The 24602-nt window shown below is 64.6% G+C and carries 19 protein-coding genes and 1 pseudogene; 13 read left to right on the top strand and 7 right to left on the bottom strand.

The annotated features are described in order from the left end of the window. Positions 1-7 precede the first annotated feature (7 nt). Positions 8-1702, bottom strand: coding sequence for an NAD(P)/FAD-dependent oxidoreductase (locus tag CXR02_RS04710; RefSeq protein ID WP_181037121.1), 1695 nt, complete (start codon positions 1700-1702; stop codon positions 8-10). Next, the gene (locus tag CXR02_RS04705) at positions 1699-3237 is read right to left on the bottom strand and encodes an amino acid permease (protein WP_104060950.1); all 1539 of its coding nucleotides are present in this window, start codon (positions 3235-3237) and stop codon (positions 1699-1701) included. The genes CXR02_RS04710 and CXR02_RS04705 overlap by 4 nt, the downstream gene beginning before the upstream one ends. Positions 3238-3337: 100 nt before the next feature. On the opposite strand from CXR02_RS04705, the gene alr reads away from it, so the two are divergent. Beyond that, positions 3338-4552 carry an alanine racemase gene (gene alr, locus CXR02_RS04700; protein WP_104060949.1) on the top strand — a complete coding sequence of 405 codons (1215 nt, stop codon included), beginning with the start codon at positions 3338-3340 and terminating at the stop codon, positions 4550-4552. Beyond that, a complete protein-coding gene (locus CXR02_RS04695; protein WP_104060948.1) occupies positions 4542-6182 on the top strand; it encodes a PucR family transcriptional regulator in 1641 nt (546 codons plus the stop codon). Before alr ends, CXR02_RS04695 begins: the two co-directional genes overlap by 11 nt. Here the strand turns inward: CXR02_RS04695 and CXR02_RS04690 are convergent. Continuing rightward, positions 6161-6955: a carbon-nitrogen hydrolase family protein gene (locus tag CXR02_RS04690; RefSeq protein ID WP_258060784.1), complete on the bottom strand. Its 795-nt coding sequence runs from the start codon at positions 6953-6955 to the stop codon at positions 6161-6163. The genes CXR02_RS04695 and CXR02_RS04690 overlap by 22 nt on opposite strands. Positions 6956-7155: 200 nt before the next feature. On the opposite strand from CXR02_RS04690, the gene CXR02_RS04685 reads away from it, so the two are divergent. The 11 genes and pseudogenes from CXR02_RS04685 (at position 7156) to CXR02_RS04635 (ending at position 20252) form a co-directional block, all read left to right on the top strand. Beyond that, a complete protein-coding gene (locus CXR02_RS04685; RefSeq protein WP_104060947.1) occupies positions 7156-8346 on the top strand; it encodes an ROK family transcriptional regulator in 1191 nt (396 codons plus the stop codon). Positions 8347-8476: 130 nt separating this feature from the next. Continuing rightward, complete coding sequence (gene mmsA, locus CXR02_RS04680; protein WP_104060946.1) at positions 8477-10033, top strand: multiple monosaccharide ABC transporter ATP-binding protein; 1557 nt, start codon at positions 8477-8479, stop codon at positions 10031-10033. A 45-nt stretch (positions 10034-10078) separates the two neighbouring features. Beyond that, positions 10079-11362, top strand: a complete 1284-nt coding sequence (mmsB, locus tag CXR02_RS04675) for a multiple monosaccharide ABC transporter permease (protein WP_104060945.1) — start codon at positions 10079-10081, stop codon at positions 11360-11362. Positions 11363-11412: 50 nt separating this feature from the next. Next, the gene (locus CXR02_RS04670) at positions 11413-12507 is read left to right on the top strand and encodes a sugar-binding protein (RefSeq protein ID WP_104060944.1); all 1095 of its coding nucleotides are present in this window, start codon (positions 11413-11415) and stop codon (positions 12505-12507) included. Between the two features lie 234 nt (positions 12508-12741). Continuing rightward, a pseudogene (locus CXR02_RS04665) lies at positions 12742-14007 on the top strand (ABC transporter permease); the annotation flags it as partial. A 2-nt stretch (positions 14008-14009) separates the two neighbouring features. Beyond that, the gene (locus CXR02_RS04660) at positions 14010-14699 is read left to right on the top strand and encodes an ABC transporter ATP-binding protein (RefSeq protein ID WP_104060942.1); all 690 of its coding nucleotides are present in this window, start codon (positions 14010-14012) and stop codon (positions 14697-14699) included. Positions 14700-14733: 34 nt separating this feature from the next. Then, positions 14734-15804 carry a Gfo/Idh/MocA family protein gene (locus CXR02_RS04655; protein ID WP_104061079.1) on the top strand — a complete coding sequence of 357 codons (1071 nt, stop codon included), beginning with the start codon at positions 14734-14736 and terminating at the stop codon, positions 15802-15804. Positions 15805-16236: 432 nt separating this feature from the next. After that, on the top strand, positions 16237-16902 hold the full coding sequence (locus tag CXR02_RS04650) for a hypothetical protein (protein ID WP_258060782.1): 666 nt from the start codon (positions 16237-16239) through the stop codon (positions 16900-16902). An 87-nt stretch (positions 16903-16989) separates the two neighbouring features. After that, positions 16990-18288, top strand: a complete 1299-nt coding sequence (locus CXR02_RS22275; protein ID WP_181037120.1) for a hypothetical protein — start codon at positions 16990-16992, stop codon at positions 18286-18288. Positions 18289-18555: 267 nt separating this feature from the next. After that, on the top strand, positions 18556-19770 hold the full coding sequence (locus CXR02_RS04640) for a serine/threonine-protein kinase (protein WP_104060941.1): 1215 nt from the start codon (positions 18556-18558) through the stop codon (positions 19768-19770). Next, entirely contained in the window at positions 19767-20252 is a 486-nt protein-coding gene (locus CXR02_RS04635; protein WP_104060940.1) for a hypothetical protein, read from the top strand. Before CXR02_RS04640 ends, CXR02_RS04635 begins: the two co-directional genes overlap by 4 nt. A gap of 139 nt (positions 20253-20391) precedes the next feature. Here CXR02_RS04635 and CXR02_RS04630 read toward each other — a convergent pair whose 3' ends face one another. The 4 genes from CXR02_RS04630 to CXR02_RS04620 form a co-directional block, all read right to left on the bottom strand. Continuing rightward, positions 20392-21231: an IS3 family transposase gene (locus tag CXR02_RS04630; protein WP_219816388.1), complete on the bottom strand. Its 840-nt coding sequence runs from the start codon at positions 21229-21231 to the stop codon at positions 20392-20394. A gap of 11 nt (positions 21232-21242) precedes the next feature. Next, a complete protein-coding gene (locus tag CXR02_RS22555) occupies positions 21243-21569 on the bottom strand; it encodes a helix-turn-helix domain-containing protein (RefSeq protein ID WP_219816387.1) in 327 nt (108 codons plus the stop codon). Positions 21570-21825: 256 nt separating this feature from the next. After that, positions 21826-24045 carry an NADP-dependent isocitrate dehydrogenase gene (locus CXR02_RS04625; RefSeq protein WP_104060939.1) on the bottom strand — a complete coding sequence of 740 codons (2220 nt, stop codon included), beginning with the start codon at positions 24043-24045 and terminating at the stop codon, positions 21826-21828. A gap of 229 nt (positions 24046-24274) precedes the next feature. Then, positions 24275-24502, bottom strand: a complete 228-nt coding sequence (locus CXR02_RS04620) for a hypothetical protein (RefSeq protein WP_146072471.1) — start codon at positions 24500-24502, stop codon at positions 24275-24277. Positions 24503-24602 lie beyond the last annotated feature (100 nt).

Below are 24602 nucleotides of genomic sequence, written 5' to 3'. Positions count from 1 at the left end.
CACCCCCTCAGTCCAAGGCGATGGGCCCGATGGCGTCCAGGAGTTCACCGGGTCCGGGGTTGCCCGGCGCCGATGTCCCGCCCAGATGGTTCACCACACCCCAAACCGCGTTCAGGCCGGTGGTCACGGCGCCTTCGGCCCAGCCCGCGGTAAAGGACACGTCGTCACCCGCGAGGAAAATCCCGCGCTGGGATTCGGGCAGCTTGTCCTGCTTGAAGTGCGTGAAGAGGCGCTGTTGGTAGCGGTAATGCCCCGGCAGGTTCGCTTTGAAGGCGCCCATGAAGTTGGGGTCCGCTTCCCAGGAAACCGTGATGGGCTGGCCCACGATGTGGCTGGCGATGTCCACGCCAGGGTAGATCTGCTCCAGCGAGTGCAGCATCAGCTCAACGCGTTCGTCGGCGTCCAGCGCCAGCCATTTAAGCGCGTCATCGTTCCACGTGTAGGACAGCAGGATCACTGCCGGCTTGTCCGGACCGTCATCCAGGAGGTATGTGGCCCTGTTCAGCCGGTCCGTCAGTGTCATGGACAGGACTTCACGGCCGGTATCCGGGTCGACGTCCTTCCAGAACGGCCGGTCCACCATCACAAACGTCTTGGAGGACTGCATGTAGTGCGAACGCTCGATCGCAGTCCACAGTTCGGCCGGGAACAGTGCCTCCTCGGTGTGGATGCGCGTGGACAGCAGCCAGGACTGGCACGTGGTCACCACCGCAGGGTAGCTGGCCTCACGGCCCCAGCGCTCCCTGATCCGGAGGTCGCCATCGGCATCGCGGCTGATCCTGCCCACAGCCCCGCGGGGCGTGCCGGAGTGGAGCGACGCCAGGGACGTTCCGTCCGGCCAGTGGGCCATGCCCGACGGCGCGTGCTGCCATAGTGCCTCGGGCAGCCGTTGGGCTCCCCCGCTGATGAGCCGATGCTGGTCATCGGCGTCGGTGTAGACCACGCGCAGGATTTCCAGGATGGAGTTGGGGAAGTCAGTGTCCCAGCCACCGGTGCCAAAACCCACCTGGCCAAAGGCCTCCCGGTGCGCAAAGCCGGCTTCCTTGAATGACTCGCTCCCGGCGATGAACCCATAGAAGGTCTGCTCGTCCATGAGCGGCAGCAGCTCGTTCCAGAGCTCCTTGATCCGGCCCGTGTCCCGGGCCCGGATGGCCTCCTGCATTTCGACGAACTTCGCGCCGTCGTTCACCGCGGCTTTCCAGGCATCGGCCACCTCGCGGAAGAACGGCGGCAGGTCCTGGGCGGTCTCGGCGTAGTACTTCTGGCCGGCCAGTTCGATCACGGTGCTGGACGTGACGGGTGCCAGCGGGTTGGGGAAATCCTGGGTGTCCAGCCCCAGCAGGTCCACGTAGTGGTAGAAAGCCCTGCCCGACACGGGGAACCGCATGCCGCCCAGATCGGCCACCACGCCGGGAGCGGACGGAAAACCGGCCGTCCGCAAGCGGCCGCCGATCTGATCCGCTTCATAGATGACAGGGCGCAGGCCCAGCTTCATCAGTTCGTAGGCCGTGACGAGGCCCGAAAGGCCCGCTCCTACAACTGCCACCTCGGTGCCGTACAGCTCCGGCGGAACCGCGCCGAGCCCTGCCGGATGGGCGAGGTAGTGGTCGTAGCTGAACGGAAAATCGGGGTTCAGCATGGTGATGGGACCAGCCGGGGTGCTGGACGGGTCAGAAGCCGGGAGTTCGGTGGCGACGGTCATGAAAGCTCTGCCTTCGATTGTTCGGGAGTGGACGGCGTTGAAGATTCCGGCCTGCTCAGCTCACGGTATTCCTCGTGGCTCAGCGCCGCTACCCTGGAGTTCCGGCGTCCGTAGCCGAAGTAGGCGGCCAGGCCCACCAGCATCCAGATTCCGAAGGTCACCCAGGTGTCGGCGCCCAGGTTGGCCATGAGGTAGGCGCACATGAGCGCTCCGAGGATGGGCGTAAGCGGAAACAGCGGGACCCGGAAGGTCCGCTTGAGTTCAGGCCGCACACGGCGCAGGTAGATGACGGCAACGTTCACCAGCGCGAAGGCGAAGAGGGTGCCTATGCTCGTGGCGTCAGCCAGGGCGCCGAGTGGAACCAGGCCGGCCGTGACTGCCACGAGGAGGCCCACGATCAGGGTGCCCGCAACCGGTGTGCCGGTCCTCGCGGAGACCCGGCCGAAGATTTTTGGAATAAGCCCGTCGCGGGCCATGGAGAGAAGAATACGGGTCTGTCCGTAAAGGACAGTCAGCACAATGCTGGCGATCGCAAGGACCGCGCCGACGGCGAAGACCAGGGCGATCCACGGCTGTCCGGTGGTTTCCTCAAGTATCTTCACGAGTGCTGCTTCATTACCGTCGAACCAGCCCCAGGGACGGGCGCCGACGGCCGCGACGGCAACCAGGACATAGATGGTGGTGACGATCAGCATCGAGAGCATGATGGCCCGCGGCAGGTCGCGCTTGGGATTGCGGGCTTCCTCACCGGCCGTGGACGCCGCGTCGAAGCCGATGTAGGAGAAGAAGACGCTGGACGCGGCGGCTGAGACACCAGCAGCGCCCATGGGCAGGAGAGGCTCGAAGTTGCCGGCGCTGAAGGCGGTGAAAGCCACGGCGCAGAAGAAGATCAGGATTCCCACTTTGACCACCACGATGGCGGTGTTAATCCAGGCGCTTTCCTTGGCGCCGCGAACCAGCAGGATCATGGCGAGCAGAACGATGACCATCGCCGGGACGTTCACCACTCCGCCGTCTCCGGGTGGCTGGGAGATTGCGTCGGGCAGGAACTGGCCGAAGACCGCCAGGGACTCGTTCACGTACTGGCCGGCCCCAACTGCCACCGCCGCAACCGAGACTGCGTATTCGAGCACGAGGCACCAGCCACAGATCCAGGCCATACCCTCGCCCAAAGTGGCGTAGCTGTAGGAATAGCTGGAACCTGCCACCGGAACCAGTCCGGCCATTTCGGCGTAGGACACCGCGGACAGCAGGGCGGCGAGTCCAGCGATGGCAAAGGAGATCCAGATGGCCGGCCCGGCCAGCGGAACCGATTCGCCCAGGATCACCAGAATACCGGTTCCCAGGGTCGCGCCGACGCTGATCATGGTCAACTGGAAAACGCCGAAGCTGCGGATCAGGCGGGTGCCGCCATGGCCTGTTTCGGCTTCATTGACCATCTGTCCGATCGGCTTGCGGCGCAGCAGTTGCGCGGCCAGGCCGGGCCTGCCGGCAGGCGGTGCCGGCCGGCGTTCTGTGTAGGTGGGCACAGTCATCGTTGACGTCCGTTCGTGAGTAGTTGTCGTTTCCCCTCGCCCAGCTTAGGCATGTGAGCCACCTCTCATGAGTGTGCAAAATGACCTATAGTGTTCTGGCATGAGACGTAATGCACAACAGACCAGCACGCCTTCGGCAGTGCTTTCCGGCCGGGTCAGCGTTGATCTGGCCGCGATTTCCGATAATGTCCGCGCCCTCCGGAAACTCACTCCCGCACCGCACTTCATGGCGGTGGTGAAAGGCAACGCCTATGGCCACGGGCTTGTCGAGGTGGCGCAGGCTGCCCTGTCTGCCGGCGCTGACTGGCTCGGAACGGCACAGCTCACGGAGGCCCTGGCGCTGCGCCGCGCAGGCATCACGGCGCCGGTGCTGTCCTGGCTGTACCTCGCCACAGCGTCCAGCGAGATCATTCGCGAAGCTGTGGAAAACGACGTCGACATGTCCTTGGGCAGCCCCGCCCAACTCGACGTTGTGGCCGGCATCGCCCGCACGCTCGGAAGGCCGGCCGCGGTCCACCTTGAGCTGGACAGCGGGTTGAGCCGCGGCGGCGCCCGCGCGGAAGACTGGGCTGGCCTTGTGGCCGCTGCACGCAACGCCGAGCTCGAGGGGACCCTCACTGTCCGGGGCATCTGGACCCACCTGGCCTGGGCCGACGTACCGGCCCACCCCGGGAACGCCGCAGCGGTGGACGCCTTCGGGGAAGCCGTACGGCAGGCCAGGGAAGGCGGCCTGGAACCGGAGCTGAGGCATGTGTCCAGCTCTGCCAACATCCTGGACCGCCCTGAGTTTGCCTTCGACATGGTGCGGGCCGGGCTGGCCATTTATGGCCTGGCGCCCGCCGACCATCTTGACCCCGCGGATTTCGGGCTGCGCCCGGCCCTGACTGTCACGGCTCCCGTTGTGCTCGTGAAGAAGGTTCCGGCCGGCACCGGCGTGAGCTACGAACACCAGGCCATCACCCACGAGGCAAGGTATCTGGGGCTGATCCCCCTCGGCTATGCGGACGGCATCCCGAAAGGCATCTCAGGGCGCAGCATTGTCCAACTGGGCGGCAGGCGGGTTCCCGTGATCGGCAAGGTGTGCATGGACCAGTTCATGGTGGACCTCGGCCCGGAAGCCTGCGGAGTTTCCGTCGGCGACACGGCCGTGCTGTTCGGCGATCCGGACTCAGGTGCGGCGAGCGCGGACGAATGGGGCTCGGCCATCGGCAGCCACGGCGACGAAATCATCAACCGGATAGCGCCGCGGCTGCCCAGGGCCTACGAATGCCCCGACTACCAGGATCCTGAAGTCAGCGTGCCGCATGTCGCCTGAAGCTGCCGCCGGAGCGGGAACCAGAGCCGTAACCGGAAGGGGGACCGGTGCGGAGCGGCTCAGCGCCGTCACGTTGGAGCAGTTCCTGGAAAAGTTGCCGCCGGAGTTAACGATCCTGCACGACGGCGGCAACGGTTCCGGCCTGCTGCGCTGGGTCGAGCCCAGCGAGCTGGAGGACCCCACGCCGTACCTGCTCGACGGCGAGTTCCTCCTCACGGCGGGGCTGCCGTTTGTGGGCGAGGCAAGCAACCAGGCCCGGGTTGACGCGTATGTGCGGCGTCTGGTGGGAGCCGGGGTGGGGGCCCTGGGCTTCGGGCTGGAACCCTACTTCGACGCAGTGCCGGAGGCACTGGTGAAGGCCTGCATCCGGCATAACCTGACGCTGGTTGAGGTGCCAGGCACTGTGCCGTTCGCTGCCATCGGGCTGGAATTTTCGCAGCTGCTCGAATCGGACAACGCCAAAGTCTTCAGGCAGCTGGCGGACATCAACCGGCAGCTGATGCGCGCAGTCCTCTCCGCCCGTCCCGAGCATGAACTCCTGGCCGCCCTGGCCCAGCGGGTTCCCGTGTGGGCGGTGCTGGTCGGCGCGGACGGAAGGGTCCGCGCCCGGGCGGGTACCGGCGTCGAACTTCACGCCCTGCAGCAGATCCTCGACCGGCTGCTCAGCGGCAGCGGCCCCAGGGTGGAAATGGATTCCTTCGACATTCCCGGCTCTGCCCTGGTGTTCGGGCATCCGCTGCGCAGCACGCGGGACGCCACCCTCGGCGCTTTGATCCTCGGGACGGACAGGGCGCTGACCCCGGCGCAGAACAGTGTGGTGTCCTCGGTAGTGGGGCTGCTGGAGCTGCTGGTGCGACAACGCACCAGCGGCTCGCTCGCCCCCAGCCAGCTGGCAACGGCGCTGCTGCTGCATCCGGAGAGCCTGGCCGCCGGCTCAACCCGGCAGCTGAACGTCCTCAGGGACCTCCTGGCGCAAAGCGTTTCCGGAACCCGGTCCGGTGCCCTCCGGGTGGTTCAGGGCGTGCGAGCGGACGCGTCGGCGCCCGCGCCGGCCGATGGCCCTGTCAGGGAACTGCTGCAGTGGCGCAGGCTGTTCGACACGAAGATGGTGGAACTGACGGACTACGGGTTTGCCGCCGTCACCCGGCTCAAGGTGGACGACACGCTGCTGCATGAGGTGGAGGAGCTGGGCTGGCGCCTGGTGGTGGGCGATCCGACGGAAATGGCCGGACTTCCTGCCGCGTACCAGCGTGCGGCGTCGCTGCGGCCCCGCGTCCAGGCCAGCGGACAAAGCGTGCGCGTGGATGACGTCACGTGGTCGGTCACGGGGCTCTTGGGCCGCAGCGCCGGCACCATGCTTGCCGCCCGGTTGCTGGAACCGATCCTGGCGCAGGAGCCTGACCGAATCAGCCCCCAACTCAGTGTCCTGAAGTCGTGGCTGGGCGAAAACGGCAACTGGGATGCCACTGCCAAAGTCCTGGGGATGCACCGGAACAGCGTGCGGCGCCAGATCAATGCAGTGGCCGAGCTGCTGGCCATGGACCTTGGTTCCGCCCAGGTGCGGGCGGAGCTGTGGATTGCCCTGCAGTACGTGGACGGGGTGGAGCCTCAGATGCCCCAGGACCGGTAAAGATCCGGGCGGCGTTCGCGGAGGTAGGGCACCAGGCCACGGGCGTTTCGGGCGGCGTCGGGGTCCACCTTGGCGTACAGGATTTCGGTTCCCGGCCCGGCGGCGGCCAGCAGGGAACCGTCCGGGCCGGCGACGACGCTCCCGCCCAGGAATTCGCAGCCGTCCTCGGTTCCGCAGTGGTTGGCGTAGGCGATGGTCAGCTGGCTTTCCAGCGCACGGGCCCGGAGCAGGACCTGCGGAACGGTTTCGAAGCCGTGCGCCAGGGCCGTGGGCACCAGGAGCAGCTCCGCGCCGCCCAGCGCCGCGGCCCTGACTGTTTCGGGAAATTCCACGTCGTAGCAGATCACCATGGATGTCCGGAACCCGTTGAAATCGACGACGGCGGGACCCGCGTCCGCGGGACTGAACGCCGCGCGCTCGTCATCGCCAAAGAGGTGCACCTTTGCGTAGGTGAGGAGCTCGGCGCCCGCGCCGTCCACCAGCGTGGAGGTGATGTGCCAGCTGCCGCTGTCCGTGACCGACGGCAGGCTGTAGACCAGCCCGATACCGTGGCGCCGCGCGATGCCGCGCAACGTCTCGCGGATGGCAGGGAGCCGGGCGGGGTCCAGCTCCGCGCGGAGCCGCAGCGGGGCGTAGCCCACGGGAAACAGCTCCGGCGTAACCAGGACTGCCGCGCCTTCCGCGGCAGCGGCGCCGGCCGCCGCATCCAGGGCGGCGCGGTTTGCCTCTATGTCGAGTACGCGGGCGTTTGCCTGCATCAGGGCCAGCAGCACCGTTACCACCTCACATGATCGGGACGGCCAATGCGTCCGCTTTTTTCCAGCCTAGCCACCGGACCTGAACGGCATCCGGGGCCAATTGCACCGGCCAAGGCCACAGGACGGGCGGATCGTCCCATCAATTTGTCTCATCCGGCACACTCCTTGCGTTAACTTCTTGACTGCAACCGTAAAAGTAGGGCAGTCTTCTTTTCATGTCCGCCACACCGCGCTCGACGAGGAGCAAGCCAAAGAATCCGGGATCCCAGTCGGCCCTCCGGCAACTGAACCAGCAACGGATCATCGAGACCCTCATGAGCGGCCCGTCCACCCAGGCCGAGCTTGCGCGCCAGACCGGCCTCTCCACGGCCACGGTGTCCAACATCGTCAAAATCATGCAGGATGCGGGCCTGGCGTCAACCGAACCGATCACCAGTTCCGGCCGCCGGGCACTCAACGTAAGACTCAACAGCAACGGCGCGGTGGCTGTGGGAATCGACTTCGGCCGACGGCACCTGCGCGTGGTTCTGGCATCCCTGAGCTACCACGTGATCGCCGAGGAATCCGTCCTGCTGCCGCTCGGCCACCAGGCCGAGGAAGGCATCCGGGCCGCCGTCGCACTGCTGGACAAACTGCTGCAGCAAAGCGGCGTGGACCGGACCCTGGTGGTGGGCGCCGGCGTCGGAATTCCCGGCCCCATCGACCGCCGGACCGGCACCGTTGCGCAGGGCGCCATCCTCCCGGAATGGGTGGGAATCAACATCCTTCACCATCTGGAGGAAACCCTCAAAATACCCGTATTCGTTGACAACGACGCCAATCTTGGCGCTTGGTCCGAGGTTACGTGGGGACCACATTCAGGCGTGAGCAACCTGATGTTCCTCAAGATCGGATCGGGCATCGGCGCCGGCCTTATCCTCAACGGCGCGCCCTACTACGGCACCGTTGGCATTACCGGCGAAATCGGCCATGCAACGATCCACGAGCACGGGCTCGTGTGCCGCTGCGGCAACCGTGGCTGCCTGGAAACCATTGCCTCCACCACCACCATGATTGAGCTGCTGGGCCGCGGGGAAGACCCACCCCTCACACCTGCGGACATCGTGCGCAAAGCCCTGGCGCGCGACTCCGCAACACTCAGGGTGGTGGACGATGCAGGCCTGGCCGTTGGGCGTGCCCTGGGCAACGTAGCGAACCTGATCAACCCTGAAGTGATCGTGGTGGGCGGCCCTCTTGCGGGCCTGGGCGACCTGCTGCTCGACCCCATTCGGCGGGGGCTTATCCGTCATGCAGTGCCGGTGATCGGCGAGACCACCACGCTGACGATGTCCTCACTTGGGGACCGCGCAGAGGCTTTGGGAGCGGCCGCACTGGTGTTCCAGCATGCCGGGATCCGGCGTGCGTAGCCGTTTCGTTACCCGGTAATTGCGTTAAAGACTTGACGACAACGGGTGTGATCCAGTTTACTTTTTCATCAGACGACCCTGCGCTTTGCTGGGCGGACAAAGAAGTCATGCATTGGAGGCGTAAGGACAAATGTCGTCCCACACCACGCACACTGACCCGGTCATCCTCGAGATGCGCTCAATTACCAAGGAATTTCCCGGCGTCAAGGCTTTGGCGGAAGTAAGCCTCCGGGTCAAGGCCGGCGAGATCCACGCAATCTGCGGCGAAAACGGCGCTGGCAAGTCCACGCTGATGAAGGTGCTTTCGGGCGTCTACCCGTACGGCAGCTACGACGGCGACATCGTGTACCAGACCGAGGTCCAGCAGTTCAAGGACATCCGCGCGAGCGAGCACGCCGGCATTGTGATCATCCACCAGGAGCTGGCCCTGATCCCGGAACTGTCCATCATGGAGAACATCTTCCTGGGCAACGAACCGACCAAACGCGGCGTCATCAACTGGGCGGAGGCCCGGCAGCGGTCCACGGAGCTACTGGCCCGGGTGGGCCTCAGGGAAGACCCGGACACCCCCATCAAGGAGATCGGCGTCGGCAAGCAGCAGTTGGTGGAGATCGCCAAGGCCCTGAACAAGTCGGTCAAGATTCTCATTCTGGACGAGCCCACCGCTGCGCTCAACGAATCCGATTCCCAGCATCTCCTGGACCTGATGCTCGGCCTCAAGGGCAAGGGCATCACCTCGATCATCATTTCCCACAAGCTCAATGAGATTGAGCAGATCGCCGATTCCATCACCATCATCCGGGACGGCAAGGCGATCGAAACGCTCGACGTCAAGGCCGACGGCGTCGACGAGGACCGCATCATCAAGGGCATGGTGGGCCGGGCCCTCGAGTCCCGCTTTCCTGACCACACGCCGAAGATCGGCGAGGTGTTCTTCGAAGTCAAGGACTGGTCCGTGGGCCACCCCGCCATCCAGGACAGGCTTGTCTGCAAGGGCTCCAACTTCTTCGTACGCCGCGGGGAAATTGTGGGATTCGCCGGGCTGATGGGTGCCGGCCGCACCGAGTTGGCCCGTTCTGTCTTCGGTCGCTCGTACGGACGGTTCATCAATGGCCACATCTACAAAGACGGCAAGGAAGTCGTCCTCAAAAACGTTCGGCAGGCGATTGACGCCGGTCTGGGTTATGTGACGGAGGACCGAAAGTCCCTGGGCCTGAACCTGCTCGATGACATCAAGGCCACCACAGTTTCAGCGAACCTCAAGAAGATCAGCCGAAACAGCGTGGTGGACACTGCCAAGGAATTCGCCGTAGCCGAGGAGTACCGCAAGGCACTGCGTACCAAGACGCCCTCCGTGGAGGAAGGCGTCGCCAAGCTCTCGGGCGGCAACCAGCAGAAGGTGGTCCTGGCGAAGTGGATGTTCACGGACCCGGACCTTCTCATCCTGGATGAACCGACGCGGGGCATCGATGTGGGCGCCAAGTACGAGATCTACGGCATCATCCAGCAGTTGGCCAACCAGGGCAAAGGCGTGGTGGTCATCTCTTCCGAGCTGCCCGAGCTGCTGGGTCTTTCCGACCGCATCTACACCATCTTCGAGGGCGCCATCACCGGCGTCCTGAACAAAGAGGAAGCGAGCCAGGAAAGCCTCATGAAGCTGATGACCTCCGCCCGCAAGGCCGCCTGACCCTCTGGAATCCTCCAGATCCTTCCAGATACAAGGACTGAAACAATGAACGCGCTTAAGAAGCTTTTTGGCGGCAACACCCGCCAATTCGGGATGATTTTCGCTCTGGTTGCGCTGATCATCTTCTTCCAATTCACCACAGAGGGCCGCACGCTCACCCCGGGCAACGTCATCAACCTCTTCAATGGCAACTCGTACATCCTCATCCTCGCCATCGGCATGGTGCTGGTCATCATCGCCGGTCACATCGACCTCTCCGTAGGATCCGTGGCCGCGTTTGTGGGCGTGACAGTGGCCCTGGCCATCCGCGACTGGGGTATCCCCTGGTACGCCGGAGTGCTCCTCGGCCTGCTGCTCGGTGCGCTGATCGGAGCCTGGCAAGGTCTATGGACGGCGTACGTGGGCATTCCCGCGTTCATCGTCACCCTGGCCGGCATGCTGCTGTTCCGCGGCTTCAACCAGTTCGTGGGCAAGTCCAACACCATCCCGGTACCCAATGACTTCCAGTACCTGGGTTCCGGCTACCTTCCTGAGGTTGGGCCCAGCACCGGATACAACAACCTCACCCTGCTGATCGGCCTCGCTGCAGTCACCTTTGTGATCTTCAGCGAAATCCGCCGCCGCCGGTCCGCGAAGGTGCTGGGCGCCGAAGTGGCAGAGACCTGGGTGGTCGTCCTAAAGCTTGTCCTGGTCTGCGCGGCCATCCTGTACGCCACGTACCTCTTTGCCACCGGCCGTCCGGGCACGTCCTTCCCCATCCCTGGCCTGATCCTCGCCGTCCTGGTCCTGATTTACGGTTTCGTCTCCTCCAAGACCGTGGTGGGTCGCCACATTTACGCCGTGGGCGGCAACCGGCATGCAGCCGAACTCTCCGGCGTCCAGTCCAAGAAGGTCAACTTCCTGGTCATGATGAACATGTCCATCCTGGCTGGCCTCGCGGGCATGATCTTCGTGGGCCGCTCCACCGCTTCGGGCCCGTTCGACGGCGTCGGCTGGGAACTGGACGCCATCGCCGCAGTCTTCATCGGCGGCGCGGCCGTGACAGGCGGCGTGGGCACCGTGATCGGTTCCATCATCGGTGGCCTGGTCATGGCAGTCCTGAACAATGGCCTGCAGCTCCTCGGCGTCGGCGCCGACCTCACCCAGATCATTAAGGGCCTGGTCCTGCTGATCGCCGTGGCGTTCGACGTCTACAACAAATCTCAGGGCAAGCGGTCCATCATCGGACTGATGATGCAGAACTTCAACCGCCCAACCGGCGGGCCCGGCACAACCCTGCAGCCCGACGAAACCACCTCCACCAAGGAAACGATCGCCAGGGAAGCCTGAGCGATTCAGGTTCCGGAACCAATACCCCCAAAAAGAAAGTGGACCAAGAAATGCGAATGATTGGTAAAGCAGGAAAGGCAGCAGCGATAGCTGCAATCGCAGCACTGGCGCTGACGGCGTGCGGACGGGCCGAACCCGGCACCACCAGCACCACCGGGGCCGGCGGCTTCGAGAAGAACTCCTCCATCGGCGTCGCGCTTCCCCAGAAGACCAGCGAAAACTGGGTATTGGCGGAGAAGCTGTTCAACGACGGGCTCTCCAGCGCAGGCTTCAAGCCCGACGTGCAGTTCGCCAACGGCGGCGTCTCCGAGCAACAGAACCAGATCAGTGCCATGATCACCAAGGGCGCCAAGGTCATCATTGTCGGTGCCATCGACGGCGCCCAGCTGGGCACCCAGCTGAAGCAGGCGAAGGACTCCGGCGCGACGATCATTGCCTATGACCGGCTGCTGCTCAACACCGAGAACGTGGACTACTACGTGGCCTACGACAACTTCAAGGTGGGCGTGCTGCAGGGCCAGGCGCTGCTCGACGGAATGAAGGCCAAGAAACCGACCGGCCCTTACAACATCGAGCTCTTCGCCGGTTCACCGGATGATGCCAACGCAAAGGTCTTCTTCGACGGTGCCATGAGCATCCTGAAGCCCAAGATCGACGACGGCACGCTGAAGGTACTCTCCGGCCAGGCCAGCTTCGAACAGGCCGTCACCCAGGGCTGGAAGGCTGAGAACGCCCAGCGCCGCGCCGACACCCTGCTGACCGGTTCCTATGGAACCGCTTCGCTGGACGGCGTCCTTTCACCGAACGACACCTTGGCCCGCGCTGTCCTGACTTCGGTCAAGGCCGCCGGCAAGCCGCTGCCCATCATCACCGGCCAGGACTCGGAAGTTGAATCCGTCAAGTCCATCCTTGCCGGCGAGCAGTACTCCACCATCAACAAGGACACCCGCAAGCTCGTTGAGCACGCGATCGTGATGGTCAAGGATCTGCAGGCAGGCAAGACGCCTGAGATCAACGACGACAAGTCCTACAACAACACGGTGAAGACCGTACCCGCCTTCCTGCTGCCGCCGGTCATCGTGACCGCCGCCAACGTGAAGACGGCCTACGTGGACGATCCGGTACTGGGCCCGCTGACCAAGTAACGCGGTCTAAGTAACGCCATCCGCCGGTCACCACCGGTTTACATCGAATGCCCCGGCTCCCCCACAGGGAGCCGGGGCATTCCGCGTTCCAACGCTCTCTCACTTAATACACGCTTTTCACTAACGCTCTCTCACTGCCCGCCGCCTTTCACAGCCCAAACACAGCTTCGGCCGCCTTCCTGCACAGGCCCGGCCGCGAGGGTAGGAGCAGATGCCGGCCTTCCGCCGGCCCCAGGCGGCGGCGAACCACTGACCGCCGAGCAGGCAGCCACCGCAGCTGCAGTCCCCAACATATCCTCCGTCGTCGGCACCAGCTCACTCCGGCTGCGGAACGCCGCCGAAGCGGCAGCGCAGACGGCGGCCGGCACCCAAGCTGGCCCCGGCGGCGGCCAGGGCGGTCCCGCCGGACAGAACGCCACCACGTTGACCACCAGCCTTACCGCAGCCATCGACGCTGGCACCCTCGGTGGACGGAACCAGGCCGCGAACGGCACCACGGGAACCACCACCGCGCAGCCGGTACGCTCGCTCCCGATCACTGCAACCGGAATCGGCGGCGAAGTGGACACCACCGGCAAGGCCCTGACCATCACCGAAGGCACCGGGCTCGGCGACTACACGGCTGAATCCGCCAACGCCCTCCTGGGAACCACTCTGGCCGAGAAGAACAACCTGACCATCGGTTCCACGTTCACCATTAACGACCAGACGTTCACTGTGGCTGGCCTCTTCGATTCCGGCACCACGTTCGGCAACAACGCCCTGTACCTGACCCTGCCCACGGCGCAGACCGTCGCGGAACTGCCGGGTGAGCTGTCCTCGATGATCGTCACGGTGGACAGCATGGAAAACCTCGAGGCCGCCAAGACCGCGCTTGAGTCCGCCCTCGGCACCGACAAGGCCGACGTCACCCAGGGCCAGAACCTGGAGTCCGCCTTCAGCTCGCTCGGCAGCGTCAAGAACATCTCGTTCATCGCCTTCGTAGCAGCCTTGGGCACCGCCGGGCTGATCATCCTGCTGATCATGGTCATGCTGGTCCGCGAGCGCCGCCGGGAAATCGGTGTCCTGAAGGCGATCGGAGCCCCCAACCGCACCATCGGCGTGCAGTTCGTGCTGGAGGCGCTGGTCCTCGTGGCCATGGGCAGCGCGGTGGGCGCGGCCGTCGCCTCCTTTGCCAGCGGCGGCATCGCTTCCGCGCTGATCAGCACCAACACCACGACGACGGCGGCCACCACCGGTCGCGGGGCCACCATGGCCGGCGCTGCCGGCGGCGCCGGAATGCCGGGCGGCGGCGCTGGCTTCCCCGGCGGCGCTGGGCTTCCCTCCGGGAACCCCCTTGGCGGCGCTTCCCAGCTGCTGACGTCGGTCACAGCAAGCGCCTCCCCCGGCGTCATCGCCGCCGGCATCGCAGCGGTTTTCGGCGTGGCCATCATCGGCGCGCTGGTCCCGGCGCTGCTCACGGCACGCATCCGTCCCATCGAAGTCCTGCGAGGAGAATAGCCATGATTAAAGTCAAGAACCTGGTCCGCACTTTCAACTCCGGTGACCGCACCATCAAGCCGGTCAACGACGTCAGTTTTGTTCTGGAGCAGGGCACGCTGGCGTCCATTGTCGACAAGAGCGGCAGCGGCAAGAGCACACTGTTGTCCCTCCTGGGTGCGCTGGACAAACCGACCAGCGGAGACGTCGTCGTCAACGGCGTGAGCCTGGCCGGGATGCCGGACGGCAAGCTGACCGAGTACCGGCGCCGGGATATCGGGTTCGTTTTCCAGCAGTTCAATCTGATCCCGAATCTTTCGGCGATGGACAACGTCATGCTGCCCATGGAGTTCGCGGGAGTGCGCAGGACGGAGCGTCGGCAGCGGGCAACGGACCTTCTGGAGCAGGTGCAGCTGGACCGGGAGAAACAGGTGCGGCGAATCAACCGGCTGTCCGGCGGCGAGCAGCAGCGCGTGGCGATTGCCCGGGCGCTGGCCAACGAACCCAAGCTGATCCTCGCGGACGAGCCCACAGGCAACCTTGATGAGCATACGGGCGATCACATCATCGAACTGCTCAGCTCGCTCAGCCGTGACCACAACACCACCATCCTCGTGGTCACCCACGACAAGGCGTTGGCCAACAAGACGGACCGCCGCTTCAGGCTCCAGCAGGGCCGGCTGACGGAAGAACCGGCGCGCGCCTTGGTCTGACGCCCGCACTGGTCTGGATGAGAGGATGGGCTCCATGAGCGCGCCCATTGCCACACCGTGGCTGTCCAGCCAGTCCGATCCGGATCCCCGGTCTGCCACCGGAAAACGCCTGCGGTGGGGCGTCATAGCCACCGGCGGGATCGCGCGGTCAGTGTCGCAGGACCTGGCACTACTCCCAGACGCCGAGCTCTATGCCGTCAGTTCCCGCTCACAGGGCACGGCGGAGAGTTTCGCGGCGGACTACGGTTTCGCCAAGGCCTACGGGGACGACGACGGCGTGCCGGGCTACCAGCGGCTGCTCGCCGATGACTCGGTTGACGTCGTCTATGTCGCCACGCCGCACGCCCAGCACCACGAGATCGTGCTTGCTGCGCTCAATGCGGGCAAGCACGTCCTATGCGAAAAGGCGTTCACCATCAACGGCAGGGAAGCGAGCGAGCTCGTCGCGCTTGCCCGGGAACGGAAGCTCTTCCTCATGGAGGCAGTGTGGTCCCGCTTCCTCCCGGGCATGCAGCGGGCGTTCGAGATTGCCGAATCCGGGGAGCTCGGGGACGTGCACTGGGTGACCGCTGACCTGGGTTTTCCGGCGCCGTATTCCCCGACGTCCAGGCTGTGGGCCAGGCAGGACGGTGGCGGCGCCCTCCTGGACATCTCGGTCTACCCCCTGCTGTGGGCACTGGGAACGCTGGGGTTTCCGCAGACCGTCAGTGCCACGGGCTTCATTAATGACGACGGCGTAGACGCCCAGAATGCGCTGACGCTCGGCTACAACCATGGTGCCCAGGCCCAGCTGACGTCCTCACTCTTGGCGTACGGTCCACGGACTGCCACCGTGGCCGGCAGCCTGGGCTACCTCCAGAGTGTCGGTTCCATCAACAATCCGCGGGAGTTAGTGATCGGCGTCGGCCGGGAGGGCGTGCGCACGGAGGCGTTCGACGTCGTCGGCATCGGCTATACCTACGAACTGCGCGAGGTGACACGCTGCATCCAACAGGGTCTGGCCGAGAGCCCGGTCATGCCGCTGGAGGATTCCATCAATACCATGCGGCTCTTTGACGGAGTGCGCGGGCAGCTGGGCGTCAGCTACCCGAATGATGCCCACTGATCGTTTTGGCCTATGACATTTTTGTAAACAGGATTGACTGTCATCTTTCGGTTATCGATGACTGAGTGACAAATTAGTAAGCTTGATGGATTTATTTTCAGTTTCCCTAGACTTCCTGCACGCGAGAGTCTTACGCTGATGAAATCGTAGGTCTCAACGATGCTGGGGGTGGTACGCATGGCTAAATTCCGTTCGCCCTGGCGTGCGCTCCGGCCACTTCTCCTCGCAGGTGCGGTGACTGCCACTTGGCTGACACTTTCCGCTTCAGCCGCGACAGCAGACTCCTCGAGAGATTCAGGATCCGTTCTGGGCGGCGTAGCGTCATCTGTTTCGTCCCTTACGGCCCCATTGTCCGGTGCTGCCTCTCCCATTCTTGAGGCCGCGTCCCCGGCTCCTTCTCCCAACGGACTGCTGCAGCCCGTAGTAGGCAGGGTGGCAGGCACGGCTGACCACCTGATAGCCCCATTACCCGTAGTGAACAGCGTGGTTCCGGCTGGCACCGTCACTTCCGTGGCCGTCCCGGTTGCCGGAGTGGTCGATATGGCTGCCGATGACCTGGTTGAGACAGTCGCCCCTCCGCTCGCTGAAGCGGTCCCCGTTCTTGAACCCGTGCTGCAGCCCGTGGTCGATCTGGTGGATGCAACCGTGGCGGCCGTGCCGGTCACGCTGCCCGACCTGATCGTTGACGGGATTGCCGTCGCCGGTGAGGCCTCCACCATTGCGGATGCCGCCGCGGGACCAACTGCAGGTGCAGAGCACAGCGCCGATGATGCGCCGGGCCGCTCCTCCAACACTGCAGACCACTTTCGGGCCGCCACTGGCGCGTCGTCCGCGCTGGCCAAGACCAGCGCACGAACGCTCCCGCTTGCGCCCGGAAATACGTGGACAGTCGATCCGTCCATGCCTCCGGCTCCAGCTCCGGCAGGACCTGCTTCGGGTGTGGGGAGCGGCGCTTCGCCCTCCGGCGTCTCAGGCTCTGCTGCCTGGCTGGACGAGTTCGGTTTCAACCTGCCGCTTTCGGGAGCCTTCCCCGTCAGCGGATCACCTCAGCATGTCCCTTCGCCGGTGTCATTCGACCCCGGTTCCTCTCCTGACTAGTTGAGCCCCCCTGCCCTTATTGATGGGCGGAACACGGCCTCGAGGCGCTGAACAGCGCCCCAAATCAACTCTTCAGGAGAAAACACCATGAATTGCAACCTTCGTAGGGGGCTGCTTAGCACCCTCTTTGCCGGCGGGCTACTAGCCTTCGGCGCCACCGCGGCCAGCGCCGCGGACACAACCAGCGGACCGGACCTCACGGCCTCTGCACTGGTCTCAGCGGCGACGTCCGCAGATACGACGTCGTTGGGCCTGCTGGGTGGCTCAACGCAGTCGGACACTGCTGACGTCGCCGCTGTGGTCGACGTCAACCTCGGACTCGGCGGCACCGACGGGAGCGGAACCACGGCTGACGTTGCAGCCGGCCTCGCGATCGGGCTGGGCAACGACACCGTAACCGGCACCAACGGCAGCGGAACCACCACCGACGTCGCGGCAGCAGCCGACGTCGCAATCGGCCTGGGCAACGACACCGTAACCGGCACCAACGGCAGCGGAACCACCACCGACGTCGCGGCAGCAGCCGACGTCGCAATCGGCCTGGGCAACGACACCGTAACCGGCACCAACGGCAGCGGAACCACCACCGACGTCGCGGCAGCAGCCGACATCACCCTCGGCCTCGGCCTCGGAAACAACGTCATCGACGGCACCACCGGCAACGGAACCACCGCCGACGTCGCGGCAGCAGCCGACATCACCCTCGGCCTCGGAAACAACGTCATCGACGGCACCACCGGCAACGGAACCACCGCCGACGTCGCGGCAGCAGCCGACATCACCCTCGGCCTGGGCACGTCCGGCGTTCTTGACGGCGCGAATGTTGTTATTGATGCATGTGTCATCATCGGCGGCGGCGATGGCTGTGGAACCCCAGGTACTGAAACCCCCGGTACGGACATGCCCGGTACGGACACAACGGACCCGGGAACCGGCACGACGGGTGACACGGACACCACGGACCCGGGAACCGGCACGACGGGTGACACGGACACCACGGACCCGGGAACCGGAACTACCGGCACCACGGACCCGGGAACCGGAACTACCGGCACCACGGACCCGGGAACCGGAACTACCGGCACCACAGACCCGGGAACCGGAACTACCGGCACCACAGACCCGGGAACCGGAACTACCGGCACCACCGATCCGGGAACCGTAACTACCGGCACCACCGGCGGTGGCACGACCGGTATCACTGTTGTTCCCGCCGGTACCACCACCGGTTCGGCATCTTCCGCTGCAAACACCATGGGCAACACCTCAGGCCAGGGCGGCACCGCCGCCCTGGCCAAGACGGGCATGGATGCTTCACTGATCCCTCTGGCCGTCATCCTGCTGTTTGCCGGACTGCTGATGCTCAAGCGGCGCCGGAAGGCCTAGCGGACTCCGCAGTCAACGGACTGCGACGGCTAAGACCGTCAACGCACCGGCTCCGCCGTTCGCGGCCTAGCCAACTTTTCCGATAGGAGGTGGCCACCAGAGAGCTCAACTACCAGCACTTGTCCTTGTGACCGGAGGTCCGGCTGAGAAAGTCCCAATCACTTCATAGCCGGGCCGCCGGCGTGCCGGCAGACGGCTCAAAGGATGCTCTACCGGCCGGTATTATTGAGCAGGAATAGTGCCGCAGCGCACCGGGAGGAACTGGTCATGGTGGCGAATTCGCCTAGCTCAATTAAGAATGAAATGCTCGGCGGACGCTATCGGCTGGCAGACATAATCGGCCGCGGCGGCATGTCATCCGTCTACCGCGCCCGGGACGAAAACCTGGGCAGGGATGTCGCCCTGAAGCTCTTTGCCCCACAAGCACCGGATGCCAATGAGCTCAGGCGCCAGGAAGCCGAAATCCAACTGCTCGCAACGCTCAACCATCCCAGCTTGGTCACGCTGTTCGATGCAGGCATCGATACCCGTGTCCTGGACCAACCTCGGCCGTTCCTGACCATGGAGCTCGTGGAGGGCCAGGACCTCCGCAGCCGGATCAGGCACAGTGCAGTTCCCTTGGACGAGCTTGCAGTCATCGGGGCAGGCGTAGCTGACGCGCTGGCCTACGTGCACAGCCTGGGCATCATCCACCGCGACATCAAGCCCGGGAACATCCTGCTCGTGCAGATCCGTCCGGGCGAACCTTTACGACCCAAACTCACGGATTTTGGCATCGCCAGGATGGCGGATTCAGCCCGGCTGACCGCCACGGGAACCATGGTGGGGACGGCCGCATATCTCAGTCCGGAGCAGGCCATGGGTTCTCCTCTGTCGCCCGCCACGGATATCTACTCGCTGGGTCTGGTACTGCTGGAATGCATCAAGCAAACCGTTGAGTTCCCGGGCAGCGCCGTGGAATCCGCAGTGGCCAGGTTGCACCGGGCACCCGAGATCCCCGCTGACCTTCCGGCGGAGTGGGCTGATCTGATCCGTTCAATGACTGCCATCGAACCGCTGGAACGTCCCGTCGCGTCCGATGTTGAATCCGTTCTGCGTCAGGCCCTGGTATCACCCGTGTCCGCACCGGGCGAGCTCGCGACGGAGACAACCCGCGTACTCCCAGCCATGCCGTTCAGGCCGCCGTCCATCGCCATCACCGCGGAATCAGATCTGCCTGTAGTCCGGTCCAGCAAGGGCCAGCTGGACATCACCCGCGGTCCTGACGCGCGGGGCTGGGTTCCGAGCTTGTCTCGTCTCCGCCACGCCGGAAGGCGGTTCTGGACGGTCACCGCGCTGGGCGTGCTCGCCGCTGGAGCAGCCTCGGCGGCGCTGACCTTGGGCCTGGCACCTCAGCCAACGCCCGACGTCGTTCCTTACCCCGCCGTCACCGGCACCTTGGGCGACCACCTCAAGGAACTTCAGGAGAGCGTGGAACCATGAGCCCTGCACCGAAGCACCGCGGGCGTTCGGCCACTGCCAAATGCCTGACAGCTGCAGTGGCATTTCTGCTCGCCGGTTCACTGGCAGCGTGCGGTCCGGCTGAGGCCGGCCTTAAACGTGATGCCGCCCGCCAACTCCAGGAACGAGTCCTCGGCGTCACCCAGGCCTCAGCGAATAATGACCCCGCTGGCGGATTGGCAGCTTTGGATAGCCTCGAGGCCGACCTCGCGTCCGCTGCGCGGACCGGGCAGGTATCCGAGGAACGCCGGCGCAGCATCACGACATCCGCCACTGCTGTCCGGGCAGACCTGACGGCGGCCAAGGCCGTACACGACGCCGCAGCAGCGAAGGCTGCGGAGGACGCGGCCGCAGCGCAAAGGCAGGCGGACGCCGATGCGGCCCAAAAAGGAGCCACCGCACCGGTAGCTCCCGCGCCCACAGACGACAAGGGAAATAGAGGCAAAGGCAAGGACGGCGACTGAGTGCGGGCGGACGGGACATCACGTATTAACCCACCTGCGCTTCATCCGGTCCCATCGACTAGACGAAGTCGACTAGACGAAAGAGGCGTCGCCCCGGTTTTGAACTGGTCCCCGAAAGTTGGACTGGCCAAGTAAGATCCTAAGCCGCGAGGGCCTGGGCACGGTATTGCACCGGGCTCAGGCCCTCGAGCTTTGTCGAGATCCGGTCCGTGTTGTACCAGCGGATGTACTCGTTGAGGTGCGCGGCCAGGGCCTCGGTGCTGATGAACCGGACACGGTGGAACATCTCTTCTTTGAGGTGTCCGAAGAAGTTCTCCATGACGGCGTTGTCGTAGCAGTTGGCCTTGCGGGACATGGATTGGACCGCGCCGGCGCCCTGCAGGAGGCTCCGCCAGGAGGCGTGCTGGTACTGGAAGCCTTGGTCTGAATGCACGAGAGGCTGCTGGCCGGGCTCAAGGCAGGCGAGGGCTTCCTGCAGTGAGGTGTTGGTGAGGTCCAGGTTCGAGGACGTGCCGATCGAGTAGGAGATGATCTGCCGGTCGAAAAGGTCCATGACCGGTGAAAGATAGAGCTTCTGGTCCCCGATGCTGAACTCGGTCACGTCCGTGACCCACTTCTGGTTCGGGGCAGCGGCGTCGAACTCCCGGTTCAGCAGGTTCGGCGCAACCGTGCCCTGCTCGCCTTGGTAGGAGTTGTACCGCTTCTTTCGCCGGACCTTGCAGAGCAGCTGCAGTGCGCGCATCAGTTTCAGCACGGTCTTCTTCGCGACCGCCCACCCCTGCTTGAGCAGTTCCGTGTGGATGCGGCGGTGCCCGTACCGGCCATGGTTCTTCTCGAAGATCTCCGTGACCGCGGCCTTGAGGGCTTCCTGCGGGTCGGGGGCCTGGAGACGGGCCTGGTGATAGAAAAACGTCGACCGGGCCACCCCCGCGACGTCCAGGAGCACGTCCAACCGGTGTTCGGCCTTGAGGGCGAACACCGCGCGGACCTTCAGCGCCGTTCCTCGTCCCTCAAGGCCTGCACTTTTCCCAGGAAAGCGACCTCTGCCCGCAGACGTTCGTTCTCACGGCGCAGCCGCTGCAGCTCTGATTCAGGCTTCGCCGATGTCCCCGGATCCGCCTTCGGGCGGCCCTTCGGCTTCGGGCGCAGGCCTTCTTCGCCCTCATTCCGGTACTGCTGAGCCCATTTCTCCATCAACCGCGGAGAGGACAGCCCAAGTTCCTTCGCCAAAGCGACCTTGCTCTCTCCGGCTTGAAACCGACGCACGGCATCGAGTTTGAACTCGAACGAGAACAACCGCTTGGTTGGTTTGGTCACCAACGTCGTACCTCCGCGAACTCGCCATCGGTCATACAGCCGGCGGATCGGACCCCTGTCCAGCCCGAGCCGCGTCGCCGCGGCTTTAGCGCCCCAGCCCGTCTCGAACAACGCTACCGCGGCAACACGTTGGTCCTCGGATAACGAACTACTTCCACGCATAAAACTGCTCTCCGCAAGTCAGAACTGATTTCTCAGTCCAACTTTCGGGGAGCAGTTCATTTCTCGGGGCGCCGCCTCTTTGGTTCGGTTCCGCTTAGTTCAGGGTCGCAATGACCCTGTTCAGCGTGGCGGACGGACGCATCACGGCCGAGGCCTTGGCCTCATCCGGACGGTAGTAACCGCCGATGTCCACCGCTGAGCCCTGTACCGCGGCCAGTTCGCTGACGATGGTGTCCTCGTTGGAGGAAAGCTCCTTGGCCACAGCCGCGAAGGATGCCGCCAGATCCGTGTCCTCGGTCTGCTTGGCCAGTTCCTCTGCCCAGTAGCGTGCGAGGAAGTAGTGGCTGCCACGGTTGTCCAGCTCGCCGGCGCGGCGGCTCGGGGACTTGTTTTCCAGCAGGAAGGTCCCCGTCGCCTTGTCCAGCGTGTCTGCCAGGACCTGCGCGCGGGCGTTGTTCGTGGTAGTGGCCAGGTGCTCGAAGCTGACGGCCAGAGCCAGGAATTCACCCAGGCTGTCCCAGCGCAGGTGGTTTTCCTTGAGCAGCTGCTGGACATGCTTGGGAGCAGATCCGCCGGCGCCGGTCTCGAAGAGGCCGCCACCGTTCATCAGCGGAACAACCGACAGCATCTTGGCGCTGGTGCCCAATTCCAGAATGGGGAACAGGTCCGTGAGGTAGTCGCGGAGCACGTTGCCGGAGACGGAGATGGTGTCCTCGCCCTTACGGATGCGCTCCAGGGTGAAGGCAGTTGCCTTCACCGGGGACATGATTTCGAGCTGGAGGCCCTCGGTGTCGTGGTCCTTGAGGTATTCGTTGACCTTGGCGATGAGGTTGCGGTCATGCGCGCGGGTCTCGTCCAGCCAGAACACTGCGGGCGTCTTGGAAGCGCGGGCGCGAGTAACGGCCAGCTTGACCCAGTCGCGGATGGGGGCATCCTTGGCCTGGCAGGCGCGCCAGATGTCACCGGGAGCAACCTCGTGTTCGATCAGGACAGCGCCGGAACCGTCAACGATCTGCACGGTGCCGGCTTCCTGGATCTCGAACGTCTTGTCGTGGCTGCCGTATTCCTCGGCGGCCTGGGCCATCAGGCCTACGTTCGGGACGGTGCCCATGGTGGTGGGGTCGAAGGCGCCGTGGGCGCGGCAGTCGTCCAGAACAACCTGGTAGATGCCGGCGTAGGAACTGTCCGGGAGGACCGCCAGGGTGTCGGCTTCCTGGCCGTCCGGGCCCCACATGTGGCCGGAGGAGCGGATCATGGCGGGCATGGAAGCGTCCACGATGATGTCGGAGGGCACGTTGAGGCTGGTGATGCCCTTGTCGGAGTCCACCATGGCCAGGGCCGGGCCGTCGTCGAGGCCCTTCTGGATGAGCGCCTTCACGCCTGCACGGACGTCCTCCGGCAGCTCCTCGAGGCCGCTCAGGATGGCGGCCAAGCCGTTGTTGGGGCTCAGGCCGGCGGCGGTGAGCTGCTTGCCGTAGGTCTCGAACAGTTCGGAGAAGTAGGCCTTCACCACGTGGCCGAAGATGATGGGGTCCGAGACCTTCATCATGGTGGCCTTCAGGTGGGCGGAGAACAGGACGCCCTCTTCCTTGGCGCGGACTACCTGGGCTGCCAGGAATTCATCCAGCGCTGCGGCGCGCATGACAGTGCCGTCGACGACCTCACCGGCCAGCACGGGGAAAGCCTTCTTCAGGACCTTGACCGAACCGTCTTCGCGGACCAGCTGGATGGCGATGGTGCCGTCGGACTTGATGACCACGGACTTCTCGTTCGCGCGGAAGTCATCAGACGACATGGTGGCAACGTTGGTCTTGGAATCCGCGGACCAGGCACCCATGGAGTGCGGGTTCTGGCGGGCGTAGTTCTTGACGGACAGCGGCGCACGGCGGTCCGAGTTTCCCTCGCGCAGGACCGGGTTCACAGCGGAGCCCTTGATCTTGTCGTAGCGGGAGCGGACGGCCGTTTCCTCGTCCGAGGAGGGGTTGTCCGGGTAATCCGGCAGGTTGTAGCCCTTGCCCTGCAGTTCGGCGATGGCGGCCTTCAGCTGCGGGATGGAAGCGCTGATGTTGGGCAGCTTGATGATGTTGGCGTCCGGCGTCTTTGCCAGCTCACCCAGTTCAGCAAGGGCATCGCCGATCTGCTGTTCCGGGGTGAGGTAGTCACCGAACACGGAGATGATGCGGCCTGCGAGCGAAATGTCACGGGTCTCCACCTCCACACCTGCGGTCGAAGCAAATGCCTCGATGATCGGCAAGAACGAATACGTGGCCAGCATCGGCGCTTCGTCGGTGTGGGTATAGATAATCTTGGACATGCGCGGGCGTCTCCCTGGAGGTCGGCTGATTTTTTGGAAATTTGTTCTATTTCACCTCCCTTAACTTACCCGAGGACAGGGCTTTGAACCGTACCGGGGCGGCCGAACGGCCCTGCATTACAGCGGATTTGGGGCATGGGAAAACGCCCGACGGCGGTGCGCACGCGCCGGGCGGCCAGCCGCCGTCGCGCTTTACCGCCGGGAGCCACCGTCGCCGGTGCGGATCCAGTCAGCGCCTCTTGTGGGGTATGTCACTGGGCCAGAGCTGTACGTATTTGGGGTCCTGGCGGCGCAGCTCCTCCGTCGCCGTGAACGAATGGATGGGATCAACGTCCCGCAATTGCAGGCCTGCTGCGTAGGCTTCAACATCCGGGGAAGCACTTTGGCCCCCGGCGTCGGCTGTTACGTGCCGGCCATTGACGACGGACCTCTTGGCGGACTTCCTGAAAGCAATCACGACGGGACCCCAATTCGCTGAGAGTCCGGAGCCCAGATCGGACGTGTAACTGTATAGAGAAAAGTACCCTTCGGCGGCCGTTTTTGCCAGAGCGGCGCAC

The organism is Arthrobacter sp. 4R501, from assembly GCF_002929755.1.
Taxonomy (GTDB): Bacteria; Actinomycetota; Actinomycetes; order Actinomycetales; family Micrococcaceae; genus Arthrobacter.
This window is presented reverse-complemented; position numbering and strand designations above follow the sequence as displayed.